This is a genomic window from Sphaerospermopsis sp. LEGE 00249, assembly GCF_014299995.1.
In the GTDB taxonomy this organism is placed as follows: domain Bacteria; phylum Cyanobacteriota; class Cyanobacteriia; order Cyanobacteriales; family Nostocaceae; genus Sphaerospermopsis; species Sphaerospermopsis kisseleviana.
The window spans coordinates 33955-46276 of sequence record NZ_JACJUZ010000008.1 but is presented as its reverse complement, the minus strand read 5'-3'; the positions used below and the strand labels follow the sequence as shown (position 1 = coordinate 46276).

The 12322-nt window shown below is 38.3% G+C and carries 10 protein-coding genes and 1 tRNA gene; 7 read left to right on the top strand and 4 right to left on the bottom strand.

The window, feature by feature from the left end:
* Positions 1–303 precede the first annotated feature (303 nt).
* On the bottom strand, positions 304–3021 hold the full coding sequence (locus tag H5968_RS04705) for a CBS domain-containing protein (protein WP_187039024.1): 2718 nt from the start codon (positions 3019–3021) through the stop codon (positions 304–306).
* Between the two features lie 246 nt (positions 3022–3267).
* Here H5968_RS04705 and psbZ point away from each other — a divergent pair, with 246 nt between their 5' ends.
* The 6 genes from psbZ (at position 3268) to H5968_RS04675 (ending at position 7020) form a co-directional block, all read left to right on the top strand.
* Positions 3268–3456, top strand: coding sequence for a photosystem II reaction center protein PsbZ (gene psbZ, locus H5968_RS04700; protein WP_096568955.1), 189 nt, complete (start codon positions 3268–3270; stop codon positions 3454–3456).
* 182 nt (positions 3457–3638) lie between these two features.
* Positions 3639–4196, top strand: a complete 558-nt coding sequence (gene ribH / locus H5968_RS04695) for a 6,7-dimethyl-8-ribityllumazine synthase (RefSeq protein ID WP_096568952.1) — start codon at positions 3639–3641, stop codon at positions 4194–4196.
* A 218-nt stretch (positions 4197–4414) separates the two neighbouring features.
* A tRNA-Gly gene (locus tag H5968_RS04690) sits at positions 4415–4486 on the top strand.
* 298 nt (positions 4487–4784) lie between these two features.
* The gene (locus H5968_RS04685) at positions 4785–5192 is read left to right on the top strand and encodes a hypothetical protein (RefSeq protein WP_096568909.1); all 408 of its coding nucleotides are present in this window, start codon (positions 4785–4787) and stop codon (positions 5190–5192) included.
* 74 nt (positions 5193–5266) lie between these two features.
* Complete coding sequence (locus tag H5968_RS04680; RefSeq protein WP_187038986.1) at positions 5267–6532, top strand: glutamate-5-semialdehyde dehydrogenase; 1266 nt, start codon at positions 5267–5269, stop codon at positions 6530–6532.
* A gap of 56 nt (positions 6533–6588) precedes the next feature.
* Positions 6589–7020 (top strand): DUF29 domain-containing protein, encoded by a 432-nt coding sequence (locus H5968_RS04675; protein WP_187038985.1) that lies wholly within the window; start codon positions 6589–6591, stop codon positions 7018–7020.
* A 556-nt stretch (positions 7021–7576) separates the two neighbouring features.
* Here H5968_RS04675 and H5968_RS04670 read toward each other — a convergent pair.
* From H5968_RS04670 to H5968_RS04660, 3 genes are all read right to left on the bottom strand, one after another.
* The gene (locus tag H5968_RS04670; protein ID WP_187038984.1) at positions 7577–8656 is read right to left on the bottom strand and encodes a DUF3474 domain-containing protein; all 1080 of its coding nucleotides are present in this window, start codon (positions 8654–8656) and stop codon (positions 7577–7579) included.
* 128 nt (positions 8657–8784) lie between these two features.
* Positions 8785–9858, bottom strand: coding sequence for a fatty acid desaturase (locus H5968_RS04665; RefSeq protein WP_187038983.1), 1074 nt, complete (start codon positions 9856–9858; stop codon positions 8785–8787).
* 255 nt (positions 9859–10113) lie between these two features.
* A complete protein-coding gene (locus tag H5968_RS04660; protein ID WP_187038982.1) occupies positions 10114–10935 on the bottom strand; it encodes an acyl-CoA desaturase in 822 nt (273 codons plus the stop codon).
* Positions 10936–11021: 86 nt separating this feature from the next.
* Between H5968_RS04660 and H5968_RS04655 the strand changes: the two genes are divergently transcribed.
* Entirely contained in the window at positions 11022–12251 is a 1230-nt protein-coding gene (locus H5968_RS04655; protein ID WP_187038981.1) for a methionine gamma-lyase family protein, read from the top strand.
* Positions 12252–12322: the final 71 nt, after the last annotated feature.

Here is a 12322-nt window from a genome sequence, read left to right as displayed (position 1 = left end):
CAGGATTAGAGGATTTACATGATGTTGTTTTTCTCTGTGTTCCATGTGACTCTGTGGTTCGTTTTAAAAAATAGAATTTGTCAGAATCAGGATAACCAGGATTAAAGGATGTACAGGATGGTAATTGATTAATTTTTTGTTGGTGTTTAAGGTGGAATTTTTCAGAATTAGGTAACAGCACTTTTTCACATATAAATTACTAATTCAAATTACTAATTCAAATTACTAATTTTTAAATCAACATTAAATCAACATCCTGAAAATCCTCAAATCTTGGACATCCTGATTCTGGCAATATTAAAATTAACGAGGATAATGTTTAGCTAAAAATTCCCGCGATTCAGATTCATCCTTAATGGTACCATCAAGAGTAGCAGTCAATAAATCATCCAAAATTTTCTTAAAAATCGGACTGGGTTTATACCCCAATTGTTTTAAATCATTGCCATTTAACAAAGGTTGAACATTTGCCAAATTAGTTAAATAATACCAGATTTTCCGTCTAACTTTGCGCGGACTTTTTAAAGCAACTAACATCAAAGTTGGTGCATCATATTTTTTCAATAAGTGGACAATTTGACTCGGTAATTCACAACTTGGTAATAATGAAATTACCTCTGTTTGCATTTCTGCTAATTTCTTTAATCTATTAATACTATCATCAGCTAATTGTAGATTTTTAGCTACCTTTGTTGTATATTGCGGTTCTAAATGGGCAATTAATAACTCTAAACGCATTTGCCAAGGATGTAAAAAAGGATGTAATATTTGTTGTTTTTCACAGCTTCGCAAATATATGATAATTAATTTTTCCAATAAACGTAATTCTTGTAAAATATCAATATCTAATTTTAGGGTAGGATGGATACATTGTAAAGCACCCAAATCATCTAATAATTGTAAAGCAGATTGCCAATAGGGAGCTTCAAGAATATGCTTTAATTCAGTTTTTAACCGAGTTTGTAAGGCAGGAGTTTTGACATTTTCTTGAGTTGTTCTGTCATAAACTCCGCTATTTATGGCATAGTTAATATACTCTTTGGTTCGCTGTTCAATGGCAAATCCAAACCGCACTGCAAAGCGAACTCCGCGATAAATACGAGTAGGATCTTCAATAAAACTGTTAGGGTGTAAAACTCTGATTTCCTTAGCTTGTAAATCTAATAAACCACCAAAAAAATCTAATAATTCACCGCTACGGGGAGATGTTAACCTTAATGCCATTGCATTAATTGTAAAATCTCTTCTATATAAATCTTGACGAATAGAACTAGCTTCAACTTCTGGGTTAGCTGCGGGATAAGGATAAAATTCTGTTCTTGAAGTGGCAATATCTACCCATAATGAATTTAATTCTCGGTGTTTATGCCATAATAAAGCAGCAGTTTGAAATGCACCATGAATTTCTAAACGAGCATCTTGATAAATTGATTGCAATGCTTTTGCTAATTCTACACCTGCACCCACATCTGCTGCTTGATGAAAACCATCAACAACTAAATCAATATCATTAATCATTAATGTGCCAGTTTGGGCTTCTGCTAATAGTAAATCACGTACTGCACCACCTACTAAATAAAGATGCCAACCACGTTTTTCAGCTGCTTGAGATGCTATATTTAATAATTGCCAAAGTTGCGGCTTTAATTTAGCTTGTAATTGTGGTAATGTAATATTATTTTCGCTTTTTTGATCTATTTCTTCATCAGTTGCATCAGCTTGATGCAGTTCCCTTAAAACATCAGTACGAGTGACAATACCAACGAGATTTTCATTTTCTAAAACTGGTAAACGTCCAATGTCATAAGTAACCATTAAATACTCAATTTGTGGTAGGGTAGCGTCTGGCGTAATGGTCTTTAAATTAGTGGTCATGTAACCTTTAACTGGTGCATGATTAAATCCGTGATGTAAAGCAATATCTAAATCACGTCGAGAGATAATACCCACTAATTTATCTTGATGATTGACAACAGATAAACCAGAATGTCCGTAACGCAGTAAAATTCTTTGAGCTTCAGCAATAGTGGTTTCTGGGCGAATAGTTCGCACAGGAGAAGACATTAAATCTCTGGCTGTGGGAGGATGGGGAATTTGTGATTTTAACCCTGCTAATAGTTGTTGTAAAATTGATTGTGAATCAGTGGTTCTAATATTGAAAGATGCAGCTTGAGAATGTCCACCACCATCGAAAGGTTGAAATAAAAGATTAAGATTGGTATGGGTAATTTGGCTTCTACCAATTACTGTTAATCTAACTTCTCCATCTTCTAAAAGATATTCATGGGCTAACAGTAAAGCATCTATTTCTGTTAATTCTACCAGTTCTGATGCTAAAGCTGATAAACCAGGTACAAAATTATCAGTTTTGAGAGTAACTCCTCCAATGGTATATCCCCGGAAACAAATATATTCTAAATTTTCCAAAGATTGAGTTAATAATTTTTGTAGTTGGGGAGATAAACCTGGATCTCGGTAAGTTGCAATTACAGATAAACTTGCCCCTTGCTGCATCAACCAAGCTAAAGCCAAAGCATCTCTGGGCGTAGACTGATCATAAGTTAAAGAACCTGTATCAACATGAATACCCAAAGCCATCACAGTTGCTTGAGCAGGATTAATAGAAATATGCCGTTTTTGTAATTCTTCCACCATTAAAGTGGTCGTTGCACCGACTTTATCAATATATAATTTTGTGGTGGGAATATTGCTATCTTGTGTTAAATGATGGTCATAAACTATAATTTCTTGAATATGCGGTAAATCTAACCATGCAGCAGCTTTTCCTAAGCGATCGCGCTGTTGAGTATCTACAACCATCAAAGAACGTATTTTTTCAGGATTGACAGAACGTCTTTCAATCAGTGAATATTCATCCCGATACAAAGCCAAAAAATCTCGTACTGGTGGATGAGATCCCCCAGTTAAGACAATCTTACTTCCTGGCTTGAGGCAAGTTAACCCCACAGCCGCCCCTAAAGCGTCAAAATCAGCAGTTGTGTGACAAAGAATTATATCCATGATAGGTGATTGGGGACTGGTGACTGGGGACTGGGGACAGAAAAGAGAGCAGGGGGAGGTTAATAACCCATTACCCATTACCCATTACCTCTTTCCTAATAACTGATCAACTGTTACAAAGCAGCTTTAAAATATTAATTGTTCAGAAGACCTAAATTAAATGGTTCACTGATCAGCCTAGTCTGTCTATCATATCGTGACAGTCTTGGTGAAAGTTACGATTTCGCTGTGTTGGGAAAAGTAAAAATGACCATAGTATTCCAATTTGCTTTAGTATCTCTCGTTCTGATGTCCTTCGTCCTGGTTATTGGTGTTCCTGTTGCTTACGCAACCCCTCAAAACTGGGTGGAATCTAAAAAACTGCTGTGGGTTGGTTCTGGTGTTTGGATTGCTTTAGTGCTTTTAGTTGGTTTATTAAACTTTTTTGTGGTGTAGACAACGGCTGCACGCAAGCGTTCACACATAACATAAAAACCAGAGGAGCAGAAAAGCTGAACTCACAGGAAAGGGAAGCAAAAATTTCTTTGTTCTTTTTCCGTGCTGATATTGCTTTCCTGCTCCTTTATTTCCATCCAGAAAAATGTATTGGCTAAGAAGTATAGTTATAAGAGGCAGTCATGGCAGTTTTTGAGGGCAACTTTACTCAAACAGAACCTTTAAAGTTTGCAATGGTGATCGGTCGATTCAATGACCTCGTTACCGTTAAGCTTTTAGAAGGATGTCAAGATTGCCTAAAACGTCACGGTATAGATCCTGACCCCCAAGGCAATCAAGTAGACTATGTATGGGTTCCAGGCAGTTTTGAAGTTCCTACCGTCGCTCGTCAGTTGGCACTCTCTCAACGTTATGATGCCATAATTTGCTTGGGTGCGGTAATTAAAGGACAAACACCCCATTTTGATTATGTATCTGCTGAAGTAGCCAAGGGTATTGCAGCAGCCAGCTTTCAAACTGGTGTACCCGTGATTTTTGGCATTTTGACAACAGATACCATGCAGCAAGCATTGGAAAGAGCAGGGATTAAAAGTAATCATGGCTGGGATTATGCCATGAATGCCATAGAAATGGCCAGTTTGATGCGTCAACTACGTTCCAACCTAGCAGAACCTTATGCCAGTAACGCTCAGTCTTTACCAGCATCAGTCCAAAAATTGGTACAGTCAGAAGTAGTTTAAAAGAGAGTTTGGGGAGATGGGGAGAAATATTTACCTCCTGACTCTTGACTCCTGCCTCCTGTACGGGCGAAGCATTCGGGTGATCAATTCTCGATTTTTCCCCAATATTTTTGTCCGAATGCTTCGCCCCTACGACTCCTGACTTCTGAGAAAAAAAATTTTCCAATAGGGGTTGACAAACCTAGATAAATCTGAAATACTAAGATTATGTTGAGGTCGCGGGTATAGCTCAGTGGTAGAGCGCAACCTTGCCAAGGTTGATGTCGCGCGTTCGAATCGCGTTACCCGCTCTGAAAAAAATAATATCAAATAATCAACCAACAAAATCATTAGGTCTGGGAAATCATGATTAGATTTTCAGACCTAAGATTTTTAATTGCATAAACTCCTGCCTTCTGGGGCAACCACGGGGGGTTTGCCCCTACTGACTCCTGCTTCCTATTTTGTCTAATTGAAAATAGCGGCTACAATGCTTGCAGAAATATACTAGAAATAATGCTAAGTGTGGGGATGTTGACCAAAAAGTAATTTTTGGCATTCCCACCCAAAACCGTTAACAAAAACTCGCTCAAGTTATTTAGACTGCTTGTGCCATCTCAAAAACCGGAAAAAATAGACTTAAATACGGATTATACTTGTCCTTGTCGTCGTCGGGGGCGGTTAATTCCCATTACCCTGACAGAAGCATTTGGCTGCGATCGCTGTCAGCAAATATTTGTCGTTGAAGATAATGGATATGTACTGGAGCAACTTTCTACCACTTATCCCTATAAGCGGGCTTGGCGCTGGACAGGGAAAAGCTGGAATCTGATTCAACCAAAATTGGCAGAAAGTTATCTGCCGATAGCGTTGGGCATTATTTTCGTGTTAGTCATTATATGGCTACCGTTAGCATTACGCTTGGCAAATGGTTCGAGTATTATTGCTTGGGCAATAGTGGCGGTGCTATTAGCTATTCTGCCAGCAATTATGGTCTGGCTTACTTACAGACGTTAACTGCATCAGCGCCCCGGATTTATCCGAGGAACTAATCCAAAATCTAAAATCCAAAATCCAAAATCCAAAATCGGATGACTGTTGAAGCTTTTGATGATTATCCCGAACCAATGAACAGCGCCAAACGCGCTTATCAAGCTTCCCTGAAGTTAGGAACTACCAAAGGGGCAGACCGAAGTCGCGCTGTGTTGGCAATGGCACGGGCGCTAAAACGCTCCTTTGACGATATTCTCGAAGCCAATACCCTGGATCTAGAAGCTAGTCGGGAAATGGCAGTACCAGAATTAATTTTGGATTGGCTGAAATTAACTCCCTCTCGGTTAGAGAATACTGTTGAGATTCTCCAACGTTTGGGGGAATTATCCGATCCCTTGCGACGGGTGAGAAATGCTGATTATCAACAGGAAGATTCTCAAAGTTATACCCAGTTGATGCCTTTGGGAGTAATTGGGTTTATTTATGAGGCTTTTCCAGAACTAGGGGCGATCGCTGCTGGTTTTTGTTTGAAAACTGGTAATACTGTGATTCTCAAAGGCAGTACAGAAGCTAGTCATTCTAATGCGGCGATCGCCGAAGTTCTGCAAACAGCCATTAGTGAAGTTGGTTTACCCCCAGGTTGTATAGAATTAGTCACCACTGAACATGGTACTTCTTTACGGGATTTAGTCACTCAAGACCAGTATTTAAGTTTAGTCATACCCTACGGACGTTCTAGCTTAATTCAGCAAGTAGTCAGACAAGCCACCTGTCCTGTGTTAAAGTCAGCAATGGGCAATTGTTACCTGTACTGGTCCCTCAATGGTAGTTTAGAGATGGTACGCTGGATGATTTTAGATAGCCATGAAAGTGAACCAGATCCAGTCAATGCCATTGAAAAAGTTTTAATTCATCGTCAAGCGTTACCATCTTCCTTGCCTGTGCTGTGGAATAGCTTAAAAGAAAAAGGCTTTGAACTCAAAGCAGATGCAGAATTAGTAGAAGCCTTTCCCCAATTACAATTAGCAAAAGACGGAGAATGGGGAACACCGTATTTAAATAAAACCGTAGCGTTTAAATTAGTAGATAGCTTAGAAAGTGCGATCGCTTGGATTAATCAATATAGTAGCGGTCATGCGGATGCAATAGTTACAGACTCTTACCAAGAAAGTCGCCAATTTGCATTAGGAGTCAATAGCGCCTCTACTTATATCAATGCTTCCCCTCGGTTTTCTCGTAACCCTTCACGGGGAGATTCCGTATTTTTGGGAATGTCCAATCAAAAAGGACACCGTAGAGGGTTTATTAGTTTGGAAACATTGACAACAGTGAAGCATATTATTCAGGGGAATGGAAGGTTTTAACAGATGAATTTGCGGTTAATTTTTTATCATCAACAGTAGTATTATAGATAAAATCCATGAATACACTTTACGACTCGGATTTTTATGGATGGACAAAAGAACAAGTTCAACTACTAAGAGAAGAAAAATGGGAAATACTCGATAAGTTAAACTTAATTGAGGAAATAGAAGCCTTGGGAAGACAAGAAAGAAGAGAATTAGTTAACCGTTTAGCCTTGTTATTAGGACATTTACTAAAATGGCAATACCAACCAGAAAAACGCAGTAATAGTTGGTTAGCCACCATTCGAGAACAGCGCACTCAATTCAAAAGAATATTAACAGATAGTCCCAGTTTAAAATCTTATTTAGAAGAAGCTTTGCAATTAAGTTATGAAGATGGAATTAACTTAGCTGTTAAGGAAACTAATTTACCTTTTGAAAGCTTTCCACAAAGTTGTAATTATACAATTTTACAAATATTAGATAATGAGTTTTTACCAGAATAGTAGTAATTAGGGTTTGCTGAATAAACCTAAAACCTTGATATATCAAAGGTTAGAGGCTGATAAACACAGAAATTAGTGCAAGGGTTTTGAAGGGTATACCGGAAAAAGTGTGCATTTTTTGGTATTTCAAGAGATGGCAAAGAAATTTTCAAATCTCCTCCTGACTCCTGACTCCTGACTCCTATGCCCTCACGGAAAGACTTTCTCAGCAACCCCTAATTAAATCTTGTCAGAATCAGGATATCCAGGATTTAAGGATTTACAGGATTCGTTTTTTGCTATTGCTTAAAGTTCAGGTAAGTCTTGTACATTGAAACTTTTAAAGTGATACAGTTATCTATTTAATATTTAATAATAAGAAAACTAGATGTTGTTCATTGTCCAACTTTATATCCTTTTATTCTTTTCATTATCACAAATATCAAATACTATCTATAACAAATATCGAAAATTAAAACAATAACCAAAATCCTGAAAATCCTTAAATCCTATAAATCCTGATTCAGACAAAAAAGCCCGCACTCGGCGGACTTAATAAACATCAAAAACCTAAAAATTACTTCGCATTCTCTTGATAATAAGTGTGATAAACCTTACCACCCTCATCAGGAATAAAACGACAAACCTTAGCAGAATGTAACAAAGCCTTCCAAATAGGAACATCAGACTTATAGTAATATTCACCCATCACAGGTTTAATAGCCTCAGTAGCTTTCAACAAATTATAATGAGGCATATTCAAAAAGATATGATGGGCAACATGAGTACCGATATCATGATGGATATGGTTAAAAATGCCATAATCTCTATCAATGGTAGAAATTGCACCCTTTAAAAAAGTCCAATTATCACCACGATACCAAGGTAAATCTTGTTCAGTATGGTGTAAATATGTCACCAAATCCAACCAAATTACAAACACAACGTAAGGACCAGCGTAGTATTTAATTAACCACATCCAACCCCATTGATAGGTAAGGAAACCTAACAAACCTACCATCCCAATCCAAAGGGTAGTGCTAGTGATAATATCCCACTTTTCTGAAGGTTTAAACAAGGAACTTCTGGGATCAAAATGTGAACCACTTTTACCAGGAGTACGTTGAAACAAATAGATGGGATAAGCTAGAGGTAAAAACAGATAATAGCGAATTAGCTTTTGTAGAAAAGGTAATTGCTTATATTGAGATTCACTCAAAGGATACCAGCTTTCATCATTTTCCACACTGCCAGTATTTTTGTGATGGGTTCTGTGGCTAATTCTCCAACCGTGATAAGGTACAAGAATAGGTGTATGGGATAGATGACCAACCAAATCATTTAGCCATTTGTGCTTAGAAAAAGATTGGTGTCCACAGTCATGACCTACTACAAACAAAGCCCAAAACATAGTTCCTTGCATCACCCAGAAAACTGGCCAGAAATACCAAGAATCTAGATAATTTGCCAGTGCATATAAACCAGCAACAATAGCAACATCACGGAAAAAATAATAGAGTGATTTAGCGACACTCGGCTCAAAACATTCAGCAGGAATAGCAGCTTTTAAATCTGCAAGAGTGAAAGGCAGTTTATCTTCATCCTGAGAAGATTTAACAGCAGGATTTTGGTTGAATTGAACTGATTCTAATTGCACTGGATTTGTGAATCTCTAAAACGAAAAGTAATTAAGGTAGGGTGGGCAATGCCCACCAAAACAGGCAAAGTTGAGAAAAATGATTTAATAAATTTTGCTTGATTAAATCATGAGGTTAATTATTGAATTTAAGCTAGAGATTTAGCTTTCTGGGCGTAATATTCATCAAAAGTTGTATAACCAATGTCAGTTTTATAAAGTTGACATTCGTTAGTAATTTGTTTCATTAAATCCCAAGAGAAATTACATTCTTCATGGAGATATTCACCCCAATTTTTCTTAATGCTATCGTAAGCTAACCGCAAATTGTAGGAGGGAATAGCAGTAGAAATATGATGGGGAACGTGAACGTTAATATCGTGACAAAGGATTTCTACCCAACGAGGATAATCACAGTGAATAGTTCCAAATAACTGCGCCATCGCTTCGTTCCATTTGTTAGCGGTTTCAAAAGGAACATCTGCGGTTGTATGGTGAACAATGGTGAAGGTACTCATCCAGAAATGGTAAACCATCCAAGGAATAAACCAGAATTTAATAAAGCCCCAAACACCAGTTGTAATAATCAAAGTGGGAAAAACAATAGCTGCAAAAGCTACTACCACACCTACAGATAATTTCACATTAGCCCGATCTTTGGGTTGGAACTTCCGAGCATCAAAATGCACAACTGCCCAATGTCCGATAGAACCTACCCACCACAGACGCTTCCGCATGAATAATTGAAAAGCAGACTGTCTGGTTTTATCCCAACCTTCAAAAACCTCTGGTCTGATGGGATGCCATGCGTTATCCTCATCTAATTTATTTGTATGTTTATGGTGATGATTATGTTTAATTCTCCAACTGTGAAAAGGGTAAATTAAAAACATCATGAAAAAATGCCCAACCAGGTCATTTACCCAACGACGGTTTGCAAAAGAACGATGTCCGCAGTCATGACCTATGACAAAAAATCCTGTTAAAGCCGTTCCTGTAAAAATCCATGCTATGGGTAAAAGAAACCAGGGAGAAATAGCCAAAAAATAATAGCCTAACGCTGCCATAGATAAACTGATAATTACAGTAGTCCACGCTTTGCGGCTATTTTTCTGAAAACATTCCTTGGGTAGACTTTTGATAATATGTTTTAGTTTGATTTCGTCTTTACTAAGGTTTGTGGCGACGAAAGTTTCCTGGTCTTTGATTAGTGATGTAGTCATGAATACCTGAAAAACAGCAAACTGGGCTGCAAAGTCATAATCAAAATGAGTTTACAGCTAAGTTTTGTAACATTGAATTTCTGAGATTATAGCAACCTAAGAGTAATTTAGGATAGATGAAAATTCAAAATTCAAAATTAAAATTCAAAAATTCATAATTTCTATTTTGAATCTCCGTAATTACACGCAAAAAGCCAATAGTTTCATACCCAAAAAACGACTATAAAACTATTGACTTTAAACATCAATTATGCGTTATGCTCTTTTATCTGCCAGTTTAATATTTGTTGCTAAACCAAGCAGTTGGAGTAATTGAATAGTCATCCAAGTCATATCAATTTCCCACCATTCCAAACCGTGACGGGCTGAATATTGAAAAGCATGGTGATTATTGTGCCAACCTTCACCAAATACCAGTAAAGCTACCCACCAGCAATTGGTAGAATTGTCACCGGAATCTGGATATGTGCGATAACCGAATTTGTGAGTCGCACTATTTACCAGCCAAGTGCAGTGATAAACCCAAACAATGCGGACAAAAATACCCCAAACCACAAAAGACCAACCACCTAAGAAAAACAGTACCAATCCCAGGGCAATTTGTAAGAAAATGAAATATTTCTGTAAAAACTGATAAACTGGGTCATCACTAATGTCTTTTGTGAAGCGAGGAACTTCAGCATGAGCGGGTGAGTGATAAATCATCCAACCAAGATGACTCCACCAGAAACCCTTATTTGAGTCATGGGGATCATTAGCGGTATCGGAATGCAAATGATGGATTCGGTGTATACCCACCCATTCAATTGGTCCACCTTCACAGGTGAGAGTTCCACAGAAGACCAAAAAATACTCCAACCATTTAGGAGTTTGAAAACTGCGATGGGTAACAAGACGGTGAAAACCCAGAGTCACACCTAAACCACCGCTAACCCAGTAGAGGAATAATGCAACACCAACTGCTCTCCAGCTAAAGTTACTGGGAATTAAAGCAAATAAAGCGCCGATGTGCAGGCCAATGAAGAACAGGGTATTAACCCAGTTAATTTTAAGTTTAGTGGAAGTAGCAATTGTCATGCAGTAACCTTTATAGGAATTGTCTAGCCTAATCTGCGTGATTTAGGAATCCGCATATTTAGATTATTTTTTTTAATGAGGAAACAATGAACAGCTTAGAGCAGCTTCGGGAAGCAGAACAGGCACTATTAGAAATTTTTTATGGTATTGACGCTCAGGTCAAGCATAATTTACAAAGAGTTCTGAATGCCTTTAGAGATCATTGTGTAGGGGCGCACCATTTTGCAGGTGTCAGCGGTTATGGACATGATGATTTAGGAAGAGATACCTTAGATCAGGTTTTTGCCCAAGTGATGGGAGCAGAAGCTGCGGTGGTGCGAGTGCAGATTGTTTCGGGAACTCATGCGATCGCCTGTGCGCTGTATGGTGTGCTTCGTCCTGGGGATGAAATGTTAGCAGTAGTGGGTTCTCCCTACGATACTTTGGAAGAGGTAATTGGCTTGCGAGGGCAAAACCAAGGTTCCCTTATTGATTTTGGCATAAAATATCGCCAATTAGAACTAACGCCCAAAGGAAAAATAGATTGGCAAGAATTAAGCACAGCAGTTAAAGAAAATACTCGTTTAGTCCTGATTCAAAGATCCTGTGGATACTCATGGCGGCCAAGTCTTTCCATAGCTGAAATAGAAAAAATAGTTCACATAGTCAAACAACAAAACCCCAACACAGTTTGCTTTGTAGACAACTGCTACGGAGAATTTATAGACACCAAAGAACCAACCCACGTAGGTGCAGACCTCATAGCCGGGTCATTAATCAAAAATCCAGGTGGTACACTGGTTACAGCAGGGGGATACATAGCTGGAAAAGCTCACCTAGTAGAAGCAGCAGCCTGTAGACTCACCGCCCCAGGAATAGGTAGTGCAGGGGGAGCAACCTTTGATCAAAACCGCTTGTTATACCAAGGATTATTTTTAGCACCCCAGATAGTTGGGGAAGCAATGAAAGGAACGTACCTAACAGGGTACGTATTTGATAAGTTGGGTTATCCTGTAAACCCCGCACCCCTAGCACCAAGAGGGGATGTGATCCAAGCCATCAAACTCGGTTCAGCCAAAAAACTGATTGCTTTTTGTAAAGCTATTCAACAAAATTCGCCTATTGGTTCTTATTTAGATCCCGTACCTGATGCGATGCCAGGTTATGAAAGCCAAGTTGTGATGGCTGGGGGTACGTTTATAGAAGGTAGCACCTTGGAATTATCAGCCGATGGACCTTTGAGAGAGCCTTATATTGTTTATTGCCAAGGTGGTACACATTGGACTCATGTATCTATTGCGTTACAGGCAGCTATTGAAGCTGTGGGAGAAGTTTAAAAAAGCTCACGCAAAGGCGCAAAGTCGCAAAGGAAGAAAAGAGTTTAATACTTTTGTATGAAATAATTCTC